The 22,555-nt window shown below is 67.4% G+C and carries 20 protein-coding genes and 1 tRNA gene; 13 read left to right on the top strand and 8 right to left on the bottom strand.

Annotated features, from left to right (window positions below; all coding sequences use genetic code 11):
* The first annotated feature begins 7 nt into the window (after positions 1-7).
* From frc to ACFWUU_RS05085, 7 genes are all read left to right on the top strand, one after another.
* On the top strand, positions 8-1,234 hold the full coding sequence (gene frc / locus ACFWUU_RS05115; protein WP_137253554.1) for a formyl-CoA transferase: 1,227 nt from the start codon (positions 8-10) through the stop codon (positions 1,232-1,234).
* Positions 1,235-1,249: 15 nt separating this feature from the next.
* On the top strand, positions 1,250-3,397 hold the full coding sequence (locus ACFWUU_RS05110; protein ID WP_380172831.1) for an acetate--CoA ligase family protein: 2,148 nt from the start codon (positions 1,250-1,252) through the stop codon (positions 3,395-3,397).
* A gap of 169 nt (positions 3,398-3,566) precedes the next feature.
* Positions 3,567-4,973, top strand: a complete 1,407-nt coding sequence (locus tag ACFWUU_RS05105) for an Nramp family divalent metal transporter (protein ID WP_233714601.1) — start codon at positions 3,567-3,569, stop codon at positions 4,971-4,973.
* 1 nt (position 4,974) lies between these two features.
* A complete protein-coding gene (locus ACFWUU_RS05100; protein WP_380172829.1) occupies positions 4,975-5,508 on the top strand; it encodes a hypothetical protein in 534 nt (177 codons plus the stop codon).
* Between the two features lie 123 nt (positions 5,509-5,631).
* Positions 5,632-5,958 carry a PadR family transcriptional regulator gene (locus ACFWUU_RS05095; protein WP_137253558.1) on the top strand — a complete coding sequence of 109 codons (327 nt, stop codon included), beginning with the start codon at positions 5,632-5,634 and terminating at the stop codon, positions 5,956-5,958.
* Positions 5,955-6,311: a DUF1048 domain-containing protein gene (locus tag ACFWUU_RS05090; RefSeq protein ID WP_380172827.1), complete on the top strand. Its 357-nt coding sequence runs from the start codon at positions 5,955-5,957 to the stop codon at positions 6,309-6,311. Before ACFWUU_RS05095 ends, ACFWUU_RS05090 begins: the two co-directional genes overlap by 4 nt.
* A gap of 1 nt (position 6,312) precedes the next feature.
* Positions 6,313-6,630, top strand: coding sequence for a DUF1048 domain-containing protein (locus ACFWUU_RS05085; protein ID WP_137253560.1), 318 nt, complete (start codon positions 6,313-6,315; stop codon positions 6,628-6,630).
* Here the strand turns inward: ACFWUU_RS05085 and ACFWUU_RS05080 are convergent.
* The 4 genes from ACFWUU_RS05080 to ACFWUU_RS05065 form a co-directional block, all read right to left on the bottom strand.
* A complete protein-coding gene (locus ACFWUU_RS05080) occupies positions 6,627-7,385 on the bottom strand; it encodes a GntR family transcriptional regulator (RefSeq protein ID WP_380172825.1) in 759 nt (252 codons plus the stop codon). The two genes, ACFWUU_RS05085 and ACFWUU_RS05080, sit on opposite strands and share 4 nt — an antisense overlap.
* Positions 7,386-7,467: 82 nt before the next feature.
* Positions 7,468-7,644, bottom strand: a complete 177-nt coding sequence (locus ACFWUU_RS05075) for a hypothetical protein (protein WP_380172823.1) — start codon at positions 7,642-7,644, stop codon at positions 7,468-7,470.
* Positions 7,645-7,728: 84 nt separating this feature from the next.
* Positions 7,729-8,889 (bottom strand): NAD-dependent formate dehydrogenase, encoded by a 1,161-nt coding sequence (locus tag ACFWUU_RS05070; RefSeq protein ID WP_380172822.1) that lies wholly within the window; start codon positions 8,887-8,889, stop codon positions 7,729-7,731.
* Positions 8,890-8,933: 44 nt separating this feature from the next.
* Positions 8,934-9,905 (bottom strand): LysR substrate-binding domain-containing protein, encoded by a 972-nt coding sequence (locus ACFWUU_RS05065; protein WP_380172820.1) that lies wholly within the window; start codon positions 9,903-9,905, stop codon positions 8,934-8,936.
* A 167-nt stretch (positions 9,906-10,072) separates the two neighbouring features.
* On the opposite strand from ACFWUU_RS05065, the gene ACFWUU_RS05060 reads away from it, so the two are divergent.
* Positions 10,073-10,840 (top strand): alpha/beta fold hydrolase, encoded by a 768-nt coding sequence (locus tag ACFWUU_RS05060; protein WP_380172819.1) that lies wholly within the window; start codon positions 10,073-10,075, stop codon positions 10,838-10,840.
* Here ACFWUU_RS05060 and ACFWUU_RS05055 read toward each other — a convergent pair.
* Positions 10,822-10,977: a hypothetical protein gene (locus ACFWUU_RS05055; RefSeq protein WP_170989637.1), complete on the bottom strand. Its 156-nt coding sequence runs from the start codon at positions 10,975-10,977 to the stop codon at positions 10,822-10,824. The genes ACFWUU_RS05060 and ACFWUU_RS05055 overlap by 19 nt on opposite strands.
* A 422-nt stretch (positions 10,978-11,399) precedes the next feature.
* Positions 11,400-12,533, bottom strand: a complete 1,134-nt coding sequence (gene dnaN / locus ACFWUU_RS05050; protein ID WP_380172817.1) for a DNA polymerase III subunit beta — start codon at positions 12,531-12,533, stop codon at positions 11,400-11,402.
* 201 nt (positions 12,534-12,734) lie between these two features.
* Between dnaN and ACFWUU_RS05045 the strand changes: the two genes are divergently transcribed.
* On the top strand, positions 12,735-13,619 hold the full coding sequence (locus ACFWUU_RS05045) for a hypothetical protein (RefSeq protein ID WP_380172815.1): 885 nt from the start codon (positions 12,735-12,737) through the stop codon (positions 13,617-13,619).
* Here the strand turns inward: ACFWUU_RS05045 and ACFWUU_RS05040 are convergent.
* Positions 13,612-14,196, bottom strand: coding sequence for an AAA family ATPase (locus tag ACFWUU_RS05040; protein ID WP_380172813.1), 585 nt, complete (start codon positions 14,194-14,196; stop codon positions 13,612-13,614). The genes ACFWUU_RS05045 and ACFWUU_RS05040 overlap by 8 nt on opposite strands.
* A 171-nt stretch (positions 14,197-14,367) precedes the next feature.
* Between ACFWUU_RS05040 and ACFWUU_RS05035 the strand changes: the two genes are divergently transcribed.
* Positions 14,368-14,967: a muconolactone Delta-isomerase family protein gene (locus tag ACFWUU_RS05035; protein ID WP_380172811.1), complete on the top strand. Its 600-nt coding sequence runs from the start codon at positions 14,368-14,370 to the stop codon at positions 14,965-14,967.
* Between the two features lie 13 nt (positions 14,968-14,980).
* Here the strand turns inward: ACFWUU_RS05035 and ACFWUU_RS05030 are convergent.
* Positions 14,981-15,057, bottom strand: a tRNA-Arg gene (locus ACFWUU_RS05030).
* Positions 15,058-15,217: 160 nt separating this feature from the next.
* On the opposite strand from ACFWUU_RS05030, the gene ACFWUU_RS05025 reads away from it, so the two are divergent.
* The 3 genes from ACFWUU_RS05025 to ACFWUU_RS05015 all read left to right on the top strand — a co-directional run bounded on the left by ACFWUU_RS05025 (position 15,218) and on the right by ACFWUU_RS05015 (position 22,524).
* Entirely contained in the window at positions 15,218-16,825 is a 1,608-nt protein-coding gene (locus tag ACFWUU_RS05025; RefSeq protein ID WP_380172809.1) for a PrsW family intramembrane metalloprotease, read from the top strand.
* 366 nt (positions 16,826-17,191) lie between these two features.
* On the top strand, positions 17,192-20,848 hold the full coding sequence (locus ACFWUU_RS05020) for an AAA family ATPase (protein WP_380172808.1): 3,657 nt from the start codon (positions 17,192-17,194) through the stop codon (positions 20,846-20,848).
* Complete coding sequence (locus ACFWUU_RS05015; protein ID WP_380172806.1) at positions 20,845-22,524, top strand: GTPase; 1,680 nt, start codon at positions 20,845-20,847, stop codon at positions 22,522-22,524. Before ACFWUU_RS05020 ends, ACFWUU_RS05015 begins: the two co-directional genes overlap by 4 nt.
* Positions 22,525-22,555: the final 31 nt, after the last annotated feature.

Raw genomic sequence — 22,555 nt, 5'->3', positions numbered from 1 at the left:
CCCCAGCATGACCAAGGCCCTCGATGGTGTCCGTGTCCTCGACATGACCCATGTCCAGTCCGGACCGTCCTGCACCCAGATCCTTGCCTGGCTCGGCGCCGACGTGATCAAGCTCGAGGCACCGACCGGCGATATCACCCGTCAGCAGCTGCGCGACCTCCCGGACGTCGACAGCCTCTACTTCACGATGCTCAACTGCAACAAGCGCAGCATCACGCTGAACATGAAATCCGACCGGGGCAAGGAGATCTTCATCGACCTGGTGAAGAACGCCGACGTCCTGGTGGAGAACTTCGCTCCCGGCGCGATCGACCGGATGGGCTTCACCTGGGAGCGTCTCCAGGAGCTCAACCCCGGCCTGGTGTTCGCATCGATCAAGGGCTTCGGCCCGGGCCGGTACGAGAACTTCAAGGCCTACGAGGTCGTCGCCCAGGCGATGGGCGGCGCGATGAGTACGACGGGGTTCGAGGACGGACCGCCTACCGCGACCGGCGCGCAGATCGGCGACTCCGGCACCGGGATCCACCTCGTCGCCGGCATCCTCGCTGCACTGTTCCAGCGGACGCACACCGGCAAGGGCCAGCGGGTGACCGTGGCCATGCAGGAAGCCGTGCTGAACCTGACGCGAGTGAAGCTTCGTGATCAGCAGCGGCTGACGCACGGCCCGCTGCGCGAGTACCCGAACGACAACTTCGACAGCGAGGTACCGCGATCCGGGAACGCATCCGGCGGCGGGCAGCCCGGCTGGGCGCTTCGCTGCGCGCCCGGTGGGCCGAACGACTACATCTACGTGATCGTCCAGCCGCCGGGGTGGGCGCCGATCGCCAACCTGATCGGCAAGCCCGAGCTCGCCGAGGACCCGGACTGGGCGACGCCGGCCGCGCGGCTGGACAAGCTCGACAAGATGTTCGCGCTGATCGAGCAGTGGACCGAGCAGCACACGAAGTTCGAAGTGATGGACAAGCTCAACGCGCTGAACGTGCCGTGCGGGCCGATCATGTCCACGGCCGAGCTGATCGCGGACGAGACCCTCGCCGACCTCGGCGCGGTGGTCGAGGTGGAGCACCCGCAGCGCGGCGCGTTCAAGACCGTCGGCTGCCCGATCAAGCTGTCCGACTCGCCGGTCGAGGTGCAGACCTCACCGGGTCTCGGTGAGCACAACTCCGCCATCTACGGCTCGCTCGGTATCGACACCGGTGAGCTCGAGGAACTCAAAGCCGCCGGCGTGATCTGAAATGGAGTGCATGGCATGACCTATGACAAGGCAGCAGTCCGGACCATCCTCGACCAGGCTCTGGCGGACGGCCGCACCTCGCTGAGCGCGCCCGAGGCCAAGCAGGTCGCCGACGCGTACGGCATCCCGACCCCGGGCGAGGGACTGGCCACGACTGCCGAGGGCGCCGCCGGTCTCGCCGCCGAGATCGGGTTCCCCGTCGTACTGAAGATCGTCTCGCCGGACATCCTGCACAAGACCGAGGCCGGCGGCGTGGTGGTCGGCGTGGACAGCGCGGACGCGGCGCGCGATGCGTTCGACAAGATCCTCGCCAATGCGCGGGCCTACAAGGCCGACGCGGCGATCACCGGCGTACAGGTCCAGAAGATGCTGGTGACCGGCGGTGATGTGCAGGAGGTCATCGTCGGTGCGGTCACCGATCCGACGTTCGGCAAGGTGGTCGCGTTCGGGCTCGGCGGCGTACTCGTCGAGGTGCTCAAGGACGTCACCTTCCGGCTTGCGCCGCTGACCGCCGACGAGGCGCGGGCGATGGTCGACGGTATCGATGCGCACGAGATGCTCGAAGGCGTCCGGGGCGCGCGGCCGGTCGACAAGGACGCGGTGGGTGATCTGATCAAGCGGTTGTCGGATCTCGTGACTGACTTCCCGCAGTTCGCCGAGGTCGACCTGAACCCGGTGCTCGCCGGGCCGGACGGCGCCACCGCGGTGGACTTCCGGATCATCGTGGACGCCGAGGCCGGGAAGCCGGTCGAGCGGTTCAGCCAGGAGGAGATCCTGACCGCGATGACGCGGATCATGCGGCCGCGCGCGGTAGCCGTGATCGGGGCGTCCAACGAGGACGGCAAGATCGGCAACTCGGTGATGAAGAACCTGGTCAACGGCGGGTACGCCGGAGACATCTACCCGATCAACCCGCGCGGCGGGGAGGTACTCGGGCGGAAGGCCTTCCCCAGCATCTTGGACGTGCCGGGTGACGTCGATGTCGCGGTCTTCGCCGTACCGGCCAAGTTCGTTGCCGGGGCGCTCGAGCAGTGCGGGCAGAAGGGTGTGGCGGGCGCGATCCTGATCCCGTCCGGGTTCGCCGAGACCGGCGAGCAGGAGCTCCAGGACGAGGTCGTCGCGATCGCCCGTGAACACAATGTCCGCATCCTGGGACCGAACATCTACGGCTACTACTACCTGCCGGAGAGCCTGTGCGCGACATTCTGTACGCCGTACGACGTGTGCGGGTCCGTTGCCCTGTCGTCGCAGTCGGGCGGGATCGGGATGGCGATCCTCGGGTTCAGCCGGTCCAGCCGGATGGGGGTCTCCGCGATCGTTGGGGTAGGCAACAAGGCCGACATCGACGAGGATGACCTCCTGACCTTCTTCGAGAGCGATGACAACACCAACCTGATCGCCATGCATCTTGAGGATTTGAAGGACGGCCGGGCGTTCGCCGAGACGGCGGCCCGGGTGTCCAAGAAGAAGCCGGTCGTCGTGCTGAAGGCCGGCCGGACGTCCATGGGCGCGCGGGCGGCCAGCTCGCACACCGGCGCCCTGGCCGGCGACGACAAGGTGTACGACGACATCCTGCGCCAGAGCGGCGTCGTACGGGCGCCGGGGCTGAACGAGATGCTCCAGTACGCCCGCGGCATCCCGCTGCTGCCGACGCCGAAGGGCGAGAACGTCGTCATCATCACCGGCGCGGGCGGTTCCGGCGTACTGCTGTCGGATGCTTGTGTCGACAACGGGCTCACGTTGATGGACATCCCTGCCGATCTGGATGCGGCGTTCCGGAAGTTCATCCCGCCGTTCGGTGCCGCCGGCAACCCGGTGGACATCACGGGTGGCGAGCCGCCGTCGACGTACCGGAACACGGTCGCGCTCGGGCTGTCCGACGAGCGCATCCACGCGCTGATCCTGGGCTACTGGCACACGATCGTGACACCGCCGATGGTGTTCGCTCGCCTGGTCGCCGAGGTGGTCGAGGAGTTCCGGGCCAAGGGCATCGACAAGCCGGTGGTTGCCTCGCTGTCCGGTGACGTCGAGGTCGAGGAAGCGTCGCAGTACCTGTTCGACCACGGCGTGGTCGCGTACCCGTACACCACCGAGACACCTGTGCAGGTGCTCGGTGCGAAGTATCGCTGGGCCCGGAACGCCGGGCCGCTCGGCCAGAGTTGATCTCTTGATTGGAGGAAGCAGTCTGCGGGGGAGTTGGTAGTCAGCTAGTTGGCGTCGAACTTAGGAGTCCGCCTTGGACGTCACGAGCAAGACCTCAGAAGTGCCCGAAGAGCCGGCCGCCGCGGTCCCTGCGACCGAGAAGGTCTGGAAAGCGGGCAGGCTCGAACCGATGCCGATCCGGAAACTTCCGGACGCACCGCCCTCCATCCACATCCTCGGTCCGACCGTCTTCCTGGTCGCACTGGGAGTGGGGATGGGGGAGTCGTACATGTGGCCCCGGCTCGTCCTGGTGTTCGGGCCGGATATCCGCTGGTTGTTCATGGTCGGTGTCACGCTGCAGGCGTTCGTGCTGCTGGAGATGGCGCGGTACGCGATGGCCACCGGGGAGAGCATCTTCTTCGGTGCGGCACGGATCTTCAAACCGATGATGTGGTTCTTCTACGTCGCCGCGATCCTGATCTATATGTGGCCGGGCCATCTGTCGGCCGGCGCGGCCGCGTTCGAAGAGATCACTGGCATACCTTGGCAGGTCACCGCGTGCGTGGCTCTGGTGTTCGTCGGTGTGCTGTTCAGTCTGTTGTCGGTGATCTACAACTTCCTCGAGAAACTCCTGGGTCTGCTGATCGGCTTACTGGTGGTCGGTACGTCGGTCATCGCGGCGATTGTCGGCAACTGGGACGACCTCTCGCAGACGCTGCAGGGGATGTTCGCGTTCGGGTACTTCCCGGACAAGGCGATGACGTCGGCCTGGTTCCCGATCGTGGTCGGCTCGATCGCGTTCGCGGGGCCGTCCGGGATGCAGCAGATGTGGTACACGCTTCAGCTGCGGGACAGCGGTGCGGGTATGGGTGCGCACATTCCCAAGATCCGTGGTCTGCGGTCCGCGGGCGAGGCGGAGTCGATGCCGTCGCGTGGGTTCATGTTCGACACCGAGGACCCGGCGGAGATGGCGAAGTGGAAGGGGTGGCGCAAGTGGGTGACGTTCGACGCGCTGCTGCTCTTCTGGGGTATCACGATGCTGGTGACGATCTCGTTCACCGTGCTGGCCATGTCGGCGGCCCGGGAGAATCCGAACGTCGCCTCGCTGATCGAAGGCGGTGACCGGGAGGCGGCGCTGAAGGCGATGTCGGACGCGTTCGCGGCGGCTGGGTCGCCGGTGCTGGGGACGTTGTTCTTCGCCTTCATCGCGCTGATCGGGTTGAACGCGACGCTCGGGTTGTTCGACTCGTTCTCACGCGGGCAGGCGGACATGACGTACTACTTCGTACCGGGCGCCAAACGGTTCTCGATGTCGCGGTTGTACGCCGGGTTCCTGTGGGGCGTGATCCTGTTCGGCATCCTGATCCTGCTCTTCGGGCCGGCCGACGGACCGGCGGGGATCCTGGACATCCTCGCGTTCTTGTCCACGTTTGCGATGGGTGCCTATTGCATCGTGTTGCTGCTGACCAACAACATGCTGCTGCCGAAGAAGATCCGGCCCGGGCCGGTGCGGAACGTGATCATCGGGTTCGGAGCAGTGTTCTATCTCGGGATGCTGTTCTACTGCCTGGTCCGCTTCGGCGTGGTCGTGGACTGACATGGCCTCGTATAAGCAGTTGGCCGAGTACTCGGTGCCTGCTGCGTCGGTTGGCGCGGCGGCGGGTTTGATTGCCGGAGGGTTGGCCGGGTTCGCCGGCCAGCCCCTCGGCTGGGCGGTGATGACGGGGCTCGGCCTCGGCGTACCGCTGGTTCTGTTCGGTGCGGGGTACGCCGTACTCGCGGCGCTGGGGAAGGTCCCGGCCGGGGTGTTTGCGCCGGCGGCGGTGTATTGGGCTGTTGCCTTTCCGCTGTCGTTGCTGGTGCATGCGGTGGTGACTTCGTGGGTGATCACCGGTACGCCGGGGTTGCCGCCGGAGGTGGGCAAGTTCCTCGCGTTCCGGGCGCTGGTGAGCATGGGGTTCGCGATCGGGTTCCTCTGGATGCACGAGCAGATCGGACGGCTGTGGTGGCCCCGCATCCTGGACCACAACCAGTACGCACGCCGGACCGTCGAGGCCTACTCCCACCTGGCCGCGGCGCTGGAAGCCCGTAAGGCGGCCACCGGGCGAGGCCGGAAGAAACGGGTCGCCTGAGGTTGCCGACGGATTGCGGCGGGAGGACAGGGGCTGTCCTCCCGCCGCGTTTTCTTGGAGTGGTACTCGGTGATACCGTATAGTGGTACTCCGTGATACGGAGTACCGGGAGGCTGGCTCGCGATGGATGACCTGACGGAGATGTTGAAGGGCACGTTGGAGGGTTGTGTGCTCGAGATCATCGGCCGTGAGGAGACCTATGGGTACGTCATCACGCGTCAGCTGAACGAACTCGGCTTCTCCGATGTCATCGAGGGGACGGTTTACACGATCCTGCTGCGGCTGGAGCGGAACGGGTTGGTGCAGGTGGCGAAGCGGCCGTCGGGGATGGGGCCGCCGCGGAAGTTTTATTCGCTCAACGACGCGGGGCGCGCGGAGCTCGGGAAGTTCTGGGCGAAATGGGAGTACTTGTCATCCCGAATCGACAAACTCAAGGAGGGTGGGAGATGAGTTTCTGGGACACCATCACCGGCAACGATCTCACCAGGGAATACAAAGCGTTCGAAGTCCGGGCCGCAGCATTGCCGGCTGACTATCGCGCCGCCTGGGAGCAGATCAAGGCGTACCTGTCGCCGTACTCGGGCTTCACAGGTCGCAACCTGATGCCGATTCTCGACAGCGCCCTTGGCCTGCTCGAGGAAACGGCGGCTGACGGACAAAGCATCGACGACGTACTGGGTGACGACATCCCCGGCTTCTGTACGGCGCTCGCCGGCGGAGAAGGCGCTCGCACCTATCGCGACCGGTGGCGCGAGCAGCTGAATCGCAACGTCGCAAGGAAACTCGGCCGGTTAGGAGACTGACGTGGGCATCCAGGACATCATCGAAGGCAAGAAGCAATGGCGAGCGCACCTGGCCCGGGTCAAGGCGCTTCCGCCGGACTATCAGATCGTCTACAAGGAGATCCAGAAATATCTGTTCAAGGTCGGCCCCACCGACCTGACCGAGGGAAATCTGCTCTCCGGAATCGTCGACTTCTTCGAGGAAGGCGTCGCAGCAGGCAAGGGTGTCATCGAACTCATCGGCACCGACGTGGCTGCATTCTGCGACGACCTGATCAAAGACTCCCGCACCTACGCCGAAATCTACCAGGAATCCATCACCAAGAAGACCAAGAATTAGTTGGTCGTGCGGCGACGGCGGCGGGGAGTGGTGTCCGGTTCGGGGGTTTCGACGGGCTCGGCGCCGGCCTGGAGGTCGTGGTAGGCCTTGCGGGTGTGTTCGGTGTGCTCGCGCATGATCTGGGCGGCCTTGTCCTCGTCGCCTTCGCTGATGGCTTTGACGAGGCGGTTGTGTTCACGCCATGAGGCCGCACCGCGGACCGGGGCGACCGGCGTGTAGTACCAGCGGACCCGACGGTCGACCTGGGCGGCGAAGTCGACCAGGAAACGGTTGCCGGACATTTCGGTGATGAGGCTGTGGAGCTCACCGTTCGTGCGGACGGTGCCGTCGATGTCGCCGGACTCCTGGTACGCCGTACCGACCTTGCAGAGCTCGCGCAGCCGAGCCACATCCTCCTTCGTGGCGTGACGCGCGGCGAGGCGGGCAGATTCGGACTCGAGTGCAGCGCGTGCCGCCAGCAACTGGTCGACCTCGTCCTCGGCCGGCACATGCACCATCGCGCCGAAACCGGGGCGCAGGTCCACCCAGCCCTCGTTGTTCAGGCGCTGCAGGGCCTCGCGCACCGGCTGCCGGGAGACGCCCAGCAGGCCGGCCAGCTCGACCTCGACCAGGTGCCGGCCGCGCTCGAGGGTGCCGTCGATGATCATCTCGGTCAGGGCCTCGTAGACCGACTCCCGCAACGGCGTCGGCCGCTTGACGTGCCGCACCCCGGCCGGTTCCGCGCCCGCCCCTGGCCCTGCGCTGATCGTCGTCATGAGATCCCTTCCGGAAAACAGCACGGCACTTGGTAGACAGTCTACCAAGTGCCGTGCGTGACATATAGCCGCCGCCCCGGCCTCAGGCGGCCGACTCGTCCGCCTGTCGGTGGTCGTCGTGCGCGGCGGGCACCTCGCCGGTGAGCTTGGCGAGCTCGGCGTCCAGATCGAGCGGGTTGGACAGCTCCTGCTGCAGCTCCGGGGCATCCGGGAACTGCGGGCGAGCCGCCAGAGCGCCGAACCTACGTGTGAAGATCATTTCTACCCCTTCTTGAATTCTGGCTTCTGTATACATTCAACCAGGTGTACTCACCGGTTATGCCCGCGTCTCACGTGATCCGGCTTACATCCGGGTCGAGTACGAATGCGCTCCGGCGCCGGCCAGTTGCCCGCCGTCGACGATCAGGTACTCGTCGCGGATCGGCATACCGGCCAGCCACGATTCCAGGATCTCCCGGGTGCCCGCGGCGTACCGGGTCTGCGCGGACAGCGACGAGCCGGAGATGTGCGGCGTCATCCCGTGGTGCGGCATGGTCCGCCACGGATGGTCGGCCGGCGCGGGCTGCGGGTACCAGACATCGCCGGCGTACCCGGCCAGCTGACCGCTCTCCAGCGCCCGGACGATCGCGTCCCGGTCGGCGATCTTGGCCCGCGCCGTGTTGATCAGGTACGTCCCGCGCTTCATTGTCCCGAGCAACTTGTCGCCGAACAGCCCTTCGGTCTCCGGGTGCAGCGGCGCGTTGATCGTCACCACGTCGCAGTGCGGCACCATGTCGGCCGCGCTCGGGTGGAAGGTCAGCCCCAGTTCCCGCTCGACCGACTCCGGCAGGCGATGCCGGTCGGTGTAGTGCAGCTTCACGTCGAACGGCGCCAGCCGACGCAGTACTGCGGTCCCGATCCGGCCGGCCGCGACCGTGCCGACGTGCATGCCCTCGAGGTCGTACGAGCGCGCCACACAGTCGGCGATGTTCCAGCCGCCATCCCATACGGTTTGGTATGCCGGGAGGTAGTTGCGCACCAGCCCGAGGATCATCATCACCACGTGCTCGGCGACGCTGATGCTGTTCGAATAGGTGACCTCGGCAACGGTCATGCCGTGCTTGATCGCCGCGTCCAGGTCGACGTGGTCGGAGCCGATGCCGGCCGTGATCGCGAGCTTCAGCTTCGGCGCCTTCGCGATCCGCTCAGCGGTCAGGTACGCGGGCCAGAACGGTTGCGAGATCACCACATCGGCGTCGGGCAGCTCACGATCGAGCACCGAGTCCACGCCCTCCTTGTCGGACGTGACGACCAGCGTGTGGCCCTGGCTCTCGAGGAATGCACGCAGCCCGAGCTCACCGGACACACTGCCGAGCAGTGTGCCCGGCGTGAAGTCGATGGCCTTCGGCGAGGGCGCCGTCTGGCCGCCGGGATAGCCGTCGATCGTCGGGATGTCGTTCCGGGCGTACGACGTCGGGTAGCCCGCCGCCGGGTCGTCGTACAGGACACAGACAATCTTCGCCATGATGGGAATCTCCTTGTTCTGAAGGGATTTCCACCATCGCGGTGTCATGGTCCGACGGTCAAAGACTTGCTCGCTATGTCGAGATAGCCGGAATCCATCAAATGCACGTCGAGTAGATCGTCGAGAGCTTTGTGTACGCCGGCCTGCCGCGCCACGTCGAGCAGCGCCCGCGCGAGAACGGGCTCGGGACTGCGCGCCGCGATCACCAGCCCGACCCGCGGCCCGTGCGCCGGACCCTTGAGCGGTACGACGCGCATCCCGTCCGGTACGCCGAACATGTGCAACCAGGCGTGCGAGATCACGGTGGACCAGTGGCTGCCGTGCAGGTGGCTGTACAACCCGGAGACGGTGTCGCTCTCGATCGCCGGCGTCGCGGTCACGCCGTCGTCGGTGAAGTACCCGTTCATGATCCGCCGGTTGCGCATCTCAGGGGAGAGCAGGCAGAGCGGAAGCTCGGCGACCTCCGCCCACGTGGCGACAGGCTGGTCGGCAAGCTTGGTGTGGGTCGGCGTCAGCAACAGGTAGCGCTCTTCGTACAGCGGCGTCTTGCGTACCTGGCCGAGCGTGTCGTCGTCGAGATACGTCATCGCGACATCCAGATCGAATTCCGCGAGCTTCTGCGTGATGTCCCGCGACGAGAGCGATTCAAGTGTCACTCGAGCATTGGTATGCCGCGCGCAGAAAGGTGTCGTGAGCAACGAAACCACGGGCATCGCAGTCGGGATCGCGCCGAGCCGGAGCGTGCCGTTGAGCCCGCCGCGCATCACCGACAACTCGTGTCGGAGCGCGTCCTGCTCGGACAGGATGCGCTGTGCCCAGAGCAGCACCCGCTCGCCCTCGGGCGTCAGGCCCTCGAACCGCCGGCCGCGCCGCACGATCGGTACGTCGAGCTCCTGCTCGAGCTTACGGATCGCGGCCGACAGGGACGGCTGGGAGACGTAACAGGCTTCCGCCGCCCGGGCGAAATGCTTCTCGCGGGCGAGGGCGACGAGGTACTCCAGCTGGCGGAGCAGCATCAGCGAACCCGGAATGGTGTGCAGTCGCCTGTATACATAATCCAACTGTAGTGAGGTGCGCCGTCGCCCGGAAGATCTCGGCGTGTTGTGATGTGGATCACAGAGTGTCTTTCCGGCGCGGATCCGTTCGACGGATGGGCAGAGATCTCTCTGGCAAAGGAGCTGTGATGCAGAAGGTGGTTTCCAAGGACGGCACCGAGCTGGCGTACGACGTGTACGGCAGTGGGCCGGTCCTGGTGCTGGTCGCGGGCGGGTTCACCGAGCGCTCGCGGTACGTCGACGACGCCAAGGCGCTGTCGTCGGCATTCACCGTGGTGAACTACGACCGGCGTGGTCGCGGCGACTCCGGCGACACTCTGCCGTACGCCGTGGAGCGTGAATGGGAGGACCTGGAGGCGATCCGCTCGGCGACGGGTGCGCAGTACGCCTGTGCGTACTCGTCCGGGTCGATGGTGCTGCTGCAGGCCGGGCTGCCGTTCGAGAAGCAGGCGGTGCTGGAGCCGCCGTTCCGGGTCGAAGGCGCCCCGCCGGTGCCGGAGCGGTACGTCGAGCGGCTGCAGGAGTTCGTCGACGCCGGGAACCCTGGTGGGGCGGCTGAGCTGTTCATGGTCGAGGCAGTCGGCCAGCCGAAGGAGGCGGTCGACCAGATCCGGCAGACGCCGATGTGGGCCGGCATGGAGGCGATCGCGCACACCCTCGTGTACGACGGCCTGCAGATGGGCGACAGCGCCGTACCGCATGAGCTGTTGGCGTCGGTCGACGTACCGACGCTGGCGATGTTCAGCAACGCTAGTCCGGACTGGTTGAAGGAGGCGGCACGGCAGGCGGCTGAGACGCTCCCGCATGGATCGCTGGAGGGGCAGGACGGAACGTTCCACACGCTGCCGCCGGAGACCATGGCCCGGGTGCTGACGGGCTACTTCCTGAGCGCGTGAACTGGTCGGCCGGGGGTTGCCCGGTCCAGTAGGCGTTTGAGGCGTGGTGCGAGCGGCCGCTCGACGCCGTAGTGCAATGCGGCCGCAAGGCCGATCATCAGCAGCATCGTGGCGGCGACCAGGAGGACGTGGTTCACCTGGTCGCCGAGGCGCTCGAAGATGATGAAGCCGATATGTGGGCCAGCATGATCGCGAAGATCGCGATGATGATCGCGTTGCGCCGTACCGATGGATCAGGCAGAGGGCCGTGCCGGCGATGAAGCAGTGCGAGAACTGGGTGTTGAGTACCAGATCAGTTGCGTGCGGCAACAGTCCGATCTCGAAGACGAAGGTCGAGCCGAGCCAGGCCCAGAGGAAGATCGTCAGATTCGCCAGGTACTCCGGAAGCGAGACCGGGAATCGCCCTTGGCTGAAGGCAACGGACACAGATCGACGCCGAGATACCCGTAGCGCGCGACGACAGCAACCTGTGGGAAGCGCATCGCCGACGTGCCATCGCGGCAGGTGCTTGCGATCGTCAGTCCACGGCACGATTCGGTCGTGCGACCTGCGGATGACGTCAGGTCGGCAGGCGCATCGGCATCAGGATGTAGGCGGAATCTGGTGTGGGTGCGTCGTCGGGGGAGCGGAGGCCGGTCAGGTTGGCCGGCTTGGTCGTCTGGGTGAAGGCGAAGTGTGCGATCGGCGTACCGAGTGAGGCGAGTCCGTCGAGCAGGTAGCCGGCGTTGAAGCCGGTCACCACCGGCTCGCCGGTCAGCGTGACCTCGACGGACTCCGACGCCTGAGCCTCCTCACCGTTGCCTGCGTCAAGCGTCGCCAGACCGTCCGCGAACGTGAGCCGCACCGGCGCCGACCGCTCTGCCACCAGCGCGACTCGCTTGACCGCCTCGACGAGCGCGGCGGTGTCCACGGTGACTGTGCTGGTGATCGCGTTCTCCGACGGGATCAGGCTGCGCACCCTGGGGAACTCGCCGTCGATCAGCCGGCTGGTCGCATGCCGGCCGCCGCCTTCGAACCCGATCAACCCGTCCCCTGTGCGGGTCGAACCGAGCGCAAGCGTGAGCTCATGATCTGCCATCGCCTTCGCCACGTCGGCGAGCAGCCTCGCCGGGACCAGCGCGTTGGCCTCGACGCCGGCATCGATCGGCTGCCACGGGAACGACCGCAGCGCCAACCGGTATCGGTCGGTGGCGAGCAAGGAGATCGTCGATCCACGGATCTCCAGCCGGATCCCCGTGAACACCGGCAGCGTGTCATCCCGACCAGCTGCGCTCACCACCTGCGAGACGGCCCGCGAGAACACCTCTCCGTCGACCACTCCGCTTGCCTGCGGAATCACCGGCAGCGGCGGATACTCATCGAGCGGCAGCGTGTGCAACATGAACCGGGCCGCGCCGCTACTCACCTGGACCCGAGCCGCCTCACCGCTCAGATCCACGGAGTCCCGCGGCATGCTCTTGCAGATGTCCGAGAGCAGCCGACCGGAGACCAGCACCCGTCCCTCGTCGGCCACCTCCGCCGGCACACTCACCCGTGCCGAACTCTCGTAATCGAACCCGGACAACGTCACCTGCCCGTCGGCCGCCTCCACCACCATCCCGGCCAGGATCGGCACACTCGGCCGGCTGGGCAACCCGCGCGCCACCCATCCAACCGCCTCGGCCAGCACCTCACGCCCGACTCGCACCTTCATGCCGCACTCCTCCCCATCTCGAAGTACGACTCAATCAGCAGCCACCGACAATTCCTGTTCAGGCACGACGTCCGGGTCCATGCTGGTGCCATGGGCGCTGCATTCCGGGTGTCCTCTCTGGGGTGGGGGCTTCTTCTTCTGGTCGTTGGCGGATGTTCGGGCGGGGCCGACCCGGCACCTGCCGGACCGGCCACTGTCTCGGTGAGCCCGACGCGTACGGCGAGTTATTCCGCGCGGACTCAGACCGTCATCGCGATCGAGAACGCGGACGGGCTGACCGCGGCGGGTGGAGCGCTCTGGGTGAAGACCGACGACGGGCGTGTCGTACGGATCGATCCGGCGACCAACCGGACCACCGGGGAGCTCAAGCTCGATACGAACTCCGACCCGAGCGACTACTGCCAGGGCATCGGGACGGACCAGGCGGCCGTCTGGGCGTGCGCAACGACCGACCAGGGGACGGATGTCGTCAAGATCGATCCGGCGAGCAGGCGGATCGTACGGCGGGTTGCCGTGGGGAAGGTGTTCGACCAGCTGGCCTTGCCGTCGACGGCGCGCGGGTTGTGGGTGCTGAGCGGGTCCGACGTGAACCTTGTCGACCAGGTGACCGGGCGAGTGACGAAGTACCCGCTCGGCGTGCGCTGTCTTCAGTTGGCTGCTGCCGGGGAGGTGGTCGTCGCAACCTCGTCGACCGAGAATGCCGTGATCGCGCTCGATGCCGGCAACGGGTCTGTGATCGCGCGTACGACGTTGCCGGCGCCGCGGCTCGCGGCCGTCAGTGGGTCCGACATCTGGGTCGACACCAGCGACGGCCTGGTCCGGCTGTCGCGGGGGTTGAGCGTCAAGGCGAAGTACCCCAGCCTCGGCGCCGGAGTGGGAGGCGATCTGGTCGCCACGCCAGACGCTGTCTGGCTGCGGGCCGGCAACGGCATCATCACCCGGCTGGATCCGTCGACCGGCCAGGCTGTCGAGCAGGTCGCCCCGGACGGCCAGCAGATCACCGCAGGCAGCATGCTGATCGCGTACGACAGCATCTGGACGACGTCCGGCGACGAGGGGACTCTGACCCGGCTGCGGCTCAACTGAAGCAGATGCGTGCCACGTTGTTTGCCTGAGCCCGCGTGAGCACCTCAGCGGACAGAGCCCCGGGTACGACGTACCCCGGGTCCTCAGCGGCCTTTGCGACCAGGTCGGGCCATCTCTGGCAGTGCGTTGCCATGCTGCCTGTCCGTACGACGCGACCGCGGGCCCATTGGCCGGAGCGCGCCACATCGCCGGGGACGTCGAGCAGGATGAGGTGCAAGGGCAGTCCGGCCCGACGCGCCCGCCAGCCGAGCAGTCGGCGTACCCAAGGCCTGGTCGCGCAGTCGTGCACGACCAGCGGGCCCCGACCCGGGCGCATGGCCGTCAGCACACGCACGTAGTAGGCGAGGTGCAGGAGAGGGCGCCACCACGCATATGGCACCCGACCCAGAACGCGCATCCAGCGAGCCCGCAAGCGCTCCGAGTCGAACACGCGTACGCCGCCGTGATCCGCGCCGACCGGGTAGAGCCGCCGGAGCAGAGTGGTCTTCCCGGCGCCGGGGATGCCCGCCAGGATCACGAGGGCGTCCGCGGCGTACCGCAGGTCCCGTAGACCGTTCGTCGTATGAAGGACGCTCACAACTCCTGAAGCCACCACACCGGCCTTTCCGTCACCTGGCAGTACAGATAAGACGAACCAGCCCACACCACCGCTCCGTGAGAACACTGAGAAGTGCTTAGGAAGTCGCTGAGGGAATCTCTGCCGGTGCGATCCTGTTGTCCGCAGCAGGCCGAGCGTCGGGAGGACGAGATGCAGTTCCTGGTCACGATGACCACGCAGGTTCCGGAGGGCGTGACGGAGGCGGAGGTCGACGAGGTGCGTGGCCGAGAGGCGGCTCACTCGCGTGAGCTCGCCGCAGCGGGCCAGCTGCTTCGGCTGTGGCGGCCGCCGCTGGAACCTGGCGAGTGGCGCACCTTTGGTCTGTTCGAGGCTGAGGACGCCGAGCAGTTGGAGGAGGTGCTGGCTTCGATGCCCCTCCGCATCTGGCGCCATGACGACGTCATGCCGCTCACCGCGCATCCGAATGACCCCAAGACGCCGACTCCGTTGCGCGCCGATGCAACGGAGTACTTCACCATCTTCAAATTGACGATCCCGGAAGGTACTCCGTCCGAGCTGGCCGACGAGAAGGTTGCCGGCGAGGCCCGGCGCACCCGTGAACTCGCCGCCGAGGGCAAGCTCGTCCGTCTCTGGAGGCGCGGTGACGGCCCCGCTCTGGGACTGTGGCAAGCCGGTAGCGACGAGGAGTTGGCGACGCTCCTCGAGTCGCTTCCGCTGTCGGACTGGCTCGAGACCGAGGTCGTCCCGCTGACCGTCCACCCGAGTGATCCGGCGCACGCAGCAGCCTGATCTGCGGCGGAAATGGCGCGCCCGGCAGGATTCGAACCTGCGACCCACAGATTAGAAGTCTGTCGCTCTATCCAGCTGAGCTACGGGCGCGTGGCAGGGAAGAGTCTCTCAGATCGGCGGGTGATCCCGCCTCTGGGTTCCTGATCGGCGCGGTTCGAGCGGGGACGAAGTACAGGGTTGTCGTTCCATCCCGGTAACGCTGAGTGGGTGGTCCTGCCGGTTGATCGGCACCCCAACTAGGCTTCGGGGCATGAGTCACCCCTCACCAGGCCCGGCAGGCACGCCGCAACCCGCGGCGGGGTCGGCGTACTCGCCCGGCGGACCGTACCCGCAGCCGAACATGCTCGGCAGCCATCCGGTCCCCGGCCAGCGCCGCAACCAGGGCGTCCTGATCGGCATCGTGATCGCGGTGGTGTTCGCGATCGCGGGTCTGGTGATCTTCGGCATCGTGGCCAAGTCGACCGGTGCGGGCGGCTTCACCTGGGGTCTGATCTTCGCGTTCGTCCCGGTCATCCCGGTCATCGCGCTCTATCTCTGGCTGGACCGGTACGAGCCGGAGCCGACGAGGTACATCGTCTTCGCGCTCTGCTGGGGCGCCTTCATCGCCACGCTGGCCGCCATCTTCATCAACACCGAGGTGTCGCACCGGCTGGCCGAGACCGGCGTCGGCGGCGACCGGTCCGCGGTCTTCGTCGCCCCGCCGGTGGAGGAGTTCGCCAAGGGCTCCGTGATCCTGCTGCTGGCGCTGGTACGCCGCAAGGAGTTCGACGGCATCATCGACGGCCTCGTGTACGCCGGGATGGTGGGCGTCGGCTTCGCCTTCACCGAGAACATCCTGTACTACGGCCGCGTGTTCAACACGCTGTCCGAGGAGGCCGGCAGCGATGCCGGTCTGCGCGGTGCGTTCGCACTGTTCATCATCCGCGGCGTGATCTCGCCGTTCGCGCATCCACTCTTCACGTCGTTCACCGCGATCGGGATCGGCGTCGCGATACGCCACCGAAGTACCGTGGTCCGTTTTCTCGCGCCGGTCGTCGGGTACCTGGCTGCGGTACTGGCGCACGCCTCCTGGAACGCATCCGCGAGCTGGGCCGGTGGCGGGGGCTTCATCGTCGCTTACCTGTGTCTGATGGTGCCGCTGTTCATCTGCCTGGTCGTCTTCGCGCTCGTGATGCGATCACGGGAGGGACAGATGATCGCGTCCCGGTTGTACGACTATGTGCGGTTCGGATGGCTGGTTCCACAAGACGTTCCACTGATAGCCACGCTGCGAGGGCGCAAGGCGCTGCGGCAGAACGCGCGGCGGTACGGGCCCCAGGCGGAAGCGGCCGCGAAGGCGTTCCAGCACAACGCGACCGAGCTGGCGTACCTGCGGGACAAGATCGTGCGCCAGGTGATCGGGCCGGATGCACTACAAACGGAGAAGCAGCTGCTGGACGAGCTGCGGGAGCGGAGGCCGAGCGTGCCGTTCCCTCCGATGCCTGCGTTCGCACAGGCGGCTCCGCAGTACGCCGGGGGCGCCTTCCCGCCTGGTGCTCCGGGGATGCCGATGGGGCAGATGGGTCCGGGAGCTCCGATGGGTCCGGGTGGTCCGATGGGGCAGGCTCCGATCGGGCCGGGTGGTCAAATGGGGCCTGGCGGGGCCGGGCAGGTGTCCGGTGGTCCGGGTCCTGGGGTGCCGGGGGGTGGCGCCGGGGAAGGCGCATACCCGCGGCCGCAGGACGGTTATCCGCCCGCTCAGCCGGGGTATCCGTCGGGGCAACCCGGTTACCCAGCCGGTCAGTCCGGTTACCCACCGGGACCCCCCGGTCAGCAAGGACCGCCGGGAGGATACGGTCCGTATCCACCACCGCAGTGACTGCCACCCGTCCACGCCGCCAAACGGGGATGACGATGACTTTGCTTCTGCGCTGTCCGACCGGGCACTCTGTGCTCGTGGGCGGACGACGTGGCTGACACCAGGTCAGCAGCTGGTGAAGGTTCGGAACCGCGGGTTCCGAACCAGGATCAGCCTGCCCAGGAGCTGGCGAACCTCATCGCCCAGTCCACCCCCAAGTCCCGAGGCTTCTGGCGCCGCCGCTTCAGGAAAACGACCGACGAGCCCGCCAAACAGCCTGAGCCGGCCGACGGTTCAGTCACACCTGCCTCCAAGGACCGTGCGACGGAGGACGGTGCGGCCAAGCCTGACCAGCCGTCAGCAGCCCCTGAGTCGACCGAGTCAGCGGTGAGCACCTCCGGGGACCCCAAGCCCGCAGAAACAGCAGACAAGGCGACTGAGCCCCCCGCCAAGGACTCTGAGCAGCCGGCGACAACTGACGCGCCTTCCGAGGACGACTCCGCGTCGACAACCGCGGAGACCGCGTCCACCGCCGACGGGTCGAACGCCAGTGACCCGTCTACCTCGACCGACCCGTCGCACGCCGAGCACCCCGAGGCACAGCCTGGTGACGGCGCCGCGCAGGCAGCTGAGCACGCCGGTGACGGCGCGGGACAGGCATCCGAGGACGGCGCACCAGCTGGCGAAGACAACGCACAGGTTGCCGAAGGCGCCGCACAGGCTGAGGTCACCGCACAGGCCGGTGGGGGCACCGCGCTGGCTGGTGAGCGCGCCGACCAGGACGGTGAGGGCACCGCGCAGGCGCGTGAGCACGCCGCGCGGGCCGGTGAGGACACCGCAGAAGGCGGCGAGGGGCCGGCAGAGGGCGGCGAGGGTGCCTTGCGGGCCGGTGGAGGTGGCGCGGACGGCGTTGATGGCAGCGCGGGGCGGGACGGTGGCGCGGCGGGATCGCGTCCGGAAGGTGCCGACGTACCTGATGTGACTGCGGAGGAGCGGCCGCGGGTGGGTGTCGTGTACGAGCCGGACGAGTCGCCTGACGGCTTTCCGCTCGAGTACGGCAACATCATCATTGGGCTCCCCAAGCAGGCGGAGAACGCCACTCAAGAAGCCGCAGGCACCCAATCTGATGGTGCTGCAGAAGGCCCAGCGGAGCATGCGGACTCTGGAGCGGCGTACGCCGGGTCCGCCGACGAGACCGCAGATGAGTCCGCGAACGACGCGTCCGACGCCACGGGCGAGGCGGACGGCACCGGAGAATTGGGCGACGGGGCCGGCGAGGCGGACGGCGGCGAGGGTGAGCTGGCGAATGCGGCGGCAGACGAGTCTGGCGGTCAGTCGGCAGATGGCGTCCAGTCGGCGGATGACGTCGCGGACGAGGACGCGGAGGAAGCTGCGCCGAGTTCGGCAGATAACACCAACGACGGCGTGCATGCGGCGGAGACCGGCGGCGCCGACGAGGCGACGGGCGACGTCCTGGGCGAGTCCGTGAACGACGGCGCAGATGAGCTGACGGGCGACACCGGACCTGAGCCGGCGGACGAAGGCTCGGACGGGTCGGCGGACGAGGGCTCGGACGGGTCGACTGACGACGCTGTGGGCGAGTCGGTGGACGGCGGCTCGGGCGAGGCTGGTGCTGCGGAGGACGCGGGTGCTGGGGACGGCGCGGCGGACGAGACGGTCGGTGAGGCTGAAGAGTCCGCGGATGATGGTGCTGCTGGTGCGAGCGGGCGGCACTCTGCTGGCGGGGCGGCGGCCGATGTGGTTGACGGGGCGGTTGCTGGTGCGGATGGCACACCTGATGACTTGGGTGATGAAGCTGCAGACCAGGCCGCGGTGGGCGGTACGTCTGATGAGGCGGCTGAGCAGGCAGTCGATGGGGCTGTCGACGCGGCGCCAGATGGTGGCGAGGACGCGGCGGCTAATAGTGGCGGGGGCGCGGCGGCTGATGGTGGCGGGGGCGCGGCGGCTGATGGTGGCGGGGATGCGGCGGCTGACTCTGCCGATGAGTCCTCGGATGATGTTGCGGATGGATCCGCTGGTGACGCTGGGGCGGTAGATGGTGGTGCCGCGGGTGAGTTGGCGGATGGGGCTGACGGTGCGGGGGATGGGGCTGCTGACTCGGCGGGTGAGGGTGATGCCGGCTCGGGTGATGGTGGCGGTGATGAGTCGGCTGGTGCATCTGAGGACCCAGCGGCTGGCGATGGAGTAGCTGGCGGGGATGCCGGTGATGAGTCGGCTGGGGATTCTGATGCTGCGGGTGAGGGGGAAGAGGAGCTGACGGCGGCGCAGTTGGCGGAGCGGTTGGCGGCTGAGCAGGCTGCTATGGCTTTGATTACTGCGTTGATGAAGTTGCGGGGTGTTTTGGCGGGGAGTCGGTTGCCGCTGGAGGTTGTGGGGGCTGACGAGGCTCGGCAGCAGCAGAAGGCGATGTTGGACCAGCTGGATGACTACCTGTTGCCTCGGCTGGTGCAGCTTGAGGCGCCCGTGCTGGCGGTCGTTGGTGGATCGACCGGGGCCGGGAAGTCCACGCTGGTCAACACCGTCATCGGCAAGGTTGTCAGCGAGCCTGGTGTGTTGCGGCCTACTACTCGCTCGCCGGTGCTGATTCATCACCCGGCGGATGCGGACTGGTTCGTGGGTGACCGGGTGCTGCCGGGGATGGCGCGGACGAGTTCGGACGAGCCGGGTGGCATGGAGGATGCGGGGCAGCTGCGGTTGGTTGCCGCTGACACCGTTCCGCGCGGGCTCGCGATCCTGGACGCGCCGGACATCGACTCCGTGGTCGAGGCGAACCGTGACCTGGCGACCCAGCTGCTCGCGGCCGCCGACCTCTGGCTGTTCGTCACGACGGCGGCGCGGTACTCCGACGCTGTCCCGTGGGAGTTCCTGCAGACCGCATCGGATCGCAGTACTGCGGTAGCGGTCGTGCTCGACCGGGCTCCGAGCGAGACGATCGACGACATCACCGGGCACCTCGCGCAGATGCTGCTCGAGCGCGGACTCGGCGATTCGCCGCTGTTCTCCATCCAGGAGACCGTTGTCGATGGCAACGGAATGTTGCCGCAGTCTTCGGTTGCCTCGATCAAGGACTGGCTGGTCGACCTGGCCGCCGACGCCGAGGCGCGCGCAGGCGTGGTTCGCCGTACCCTGCAGGGTGCCGTCAGTGCGATGGTGAAGACGACGCCACCGTTCGCGGAGGCTGTCAAGGCACAGTCGGACACCGCGATCGAGCTGCGGTCGTCGGTCGAGTCGGCGTACGACCAGGGCGTGAAGGACATCGCCAAGGCGAGCCAGGACGGAACGCTGCTGCGAGGCGAGGTCCTCGCCCGCTGGCAGGAGTTCGTCGGCACTGGCGAGCTTCTGAAGGGGCTGCAGTCCAACGCGGGTCGGCTGCGCGATCGTCTGAAGACGTCGCTCGGCAACAAGCCGGCGGAAACGCGCGATGTGAGCGACGCGATCCAGTCCGGGCTGGAGTCGTTGTTGCGCGAGCACGCGACAGCCGCCGCGGAACGTGCCGAGAAGGCCTGGCAGGCAACCGCCCCCGGTCGCCAACTGCTTGCTGCCGGCGACGCTCAGCTCGCCGAGGACGACCCGGAGAGCTCGCTCGGCGCGTTGTCGCCGGAGTTCCCGGATGCTGCGGCGCGCGCGGTCCGGGAGTGGCAGGAGTTCGTGCTCGACGTGATTCGTAAGGAAGGCGGCGCCAAGAAGTCGACGGCACGCATCCTCGAGTACGGCATGAATGGGCTCGGCCTCTCCCTGATGGTGGTGGTTTTCGCCCGCGAAACCGGGATCCCGAAGGGGGCCGAGGCGAGCGCCGGCGCGGGCAGCGCGGTTGTCGGGCAGCGGCTGCTGGAAGCAGTTTTCGGCGACAAGGCAGTTCAGGGCATGGTCGATAAGGCACGCGAGGACCTTGACGGTAAGGTTCATGCACTGATGGATGCCGAATTCGCCCGCTATCTGGCTGTCCTTGACCAGCATCCGGTCGACGCCGAGACGGCCAGGCTACTGACGGAGGCCGCGCGCGCGGTGGAGGACTGCACGTGACGGAAACAGTGGATACGGTCGAGACCCCGGTCCGGGGCGAAACCGATGTCCTGAAGAAGATCGATGCCATCGAGGTGGCCGCGAAGGCCGGCGACGGCCGGCTCGACCCGGTGGTGCTCACCGAGGCGACGCAGATCGTCGACCGGGCCGGACAACGCCTGCGCATGTCCGGCGACCTCACGGTCGTCGCGCTCGCAGGTGCGACCGGCTCCGGCAAGTCGTCGTTGTTCAACGCGCTGACCGGGCTCGACCTGGCCGCGATCGGAACGCGTCGGCCGACGAGCTCGATGCCGCTTGCCTGTGTCTGGGGTGACGAGCCGGCCGGTGAGGTGCTGAGCTGGCTGGGGATCCCGCGCCGGCACCAGGTGCAGCATCGCAGCTCGCTCGAGGAGGCCCACTCCGAGGACCTGGACGGGCTGGTCCTGCTGGACCTTCCCGACCACGACTCGACCGAGGTCGAGCACCGCCTGATCGTCGACCGGCTCGTGGAGCTGGTCGACCTGCTCGTGTGGGTGGTGGATCCGCAGAAGTACGCCGATGCGGCGCTGCACAACCGGTACATCAAACCGTTCGCCTCGCATTCCGGGGTGATGGTGTTTGCGCTGAACCACATCGACAAGCTGACGCCGGAGCAGCGGAAGAGCTGCCTCGACGACCTGGATCGGCTGCTCAAGGCGGACGGTCTCAAGTCGCCGACGGTCGTCGCAACGTCGGCTGTCAGTGGCGACGGACTCGAAGAGGTGCGCGGCCTGCTGGTGAAGCGGGTCAGCAACAAGCGTTCCGCGCGCGAGCGCCTCTCCGCGGATGTCGACCGCGTCGCGGACCGGATGGCAAGCCAGTGCGGGAACGCGAAGACGCCGGAGATCGCCGAGGCCGACGTCACCGAACTCGTCGACGCGTTGTCTGACGCGAGCGGCCTGTCGGTGGTTGCGGACGCAGTGCGTCGCTCGTACCTGCAGCGTGCCCGTGCTGCTACGGGATGGCCGTTGACCAAGTGGCTCGGGCGTTTCCGTCCGGATCCGTTGCGGCGGCTGCATGGCGACCAGGTGTCGCGCGAGCAGGGGAAGGCGTTGCGCAAGTCGGCATCGAGCGAGGTCGCGATCGCGCGCTCTTCGTTGCCTGCGGCAACTCCTGTGCAGCGGGCGCGGATGGATGCCGCCGTCCGCACGATCACGAACAAGGCCGCGGAAGGTCTGTCGCGTCCGTGGGCAGACTCGGTGCGTTCGGCGATCCGTCGGCGCGAGGAGTCGCTGGGCGACGAGCTCGACCAGGCGGTTGCTCGGACGGACCTTGGTGTCACCAACAATCCGGGCTGGTGGAGCTTCGCGCGGATCGTGCAGTGGGTGCTGTTCCTGGTGACGCTCGGCGGTGCCGCGTGGCTGATCGCCTTGCTGGTGGCGCGGATCGCTGATCTGAACGACCCGCCGCTGCCGGAGTGGAACGGCATCCCGTACGCCTGGATCATGCTGGTCGGTGGTGCCGTCCTGGGGCTCGCGCTCTCCTTCGTCTGTCGGGTGTTCGCGACCAACGGAGCGCTGCGGCGGTCCCGTCAGGTGGCGAAGGCGCTGCGGACCGAGCTCGAGAAAGTTGCCGACAGCCACGTAGTTGCGCCGGCCCGCGACGAGCTCACGGCGTACACGACCTGCCGCGACAGCCTCGCCGCCGCCCGCGGCTAGGCGTCTGCCGGACCGATAGTCGAGCTGCCGC

Source organism: Kribbella sp. NPDC058693 (genome assembly GCF_042715335.1).
GTDB classification, from domain to species: domain Bacteria; phylum Actinomycetota; class Actinomycetes; order Propionibacteriales; family Kribbellaceae; genus Kribbella; species Kribbella jiaozuonensis.
Note: the sequence above shows the minus strand (reverse complement) of the source record. Positions and strands in the feature narration are given on the sequence as shown.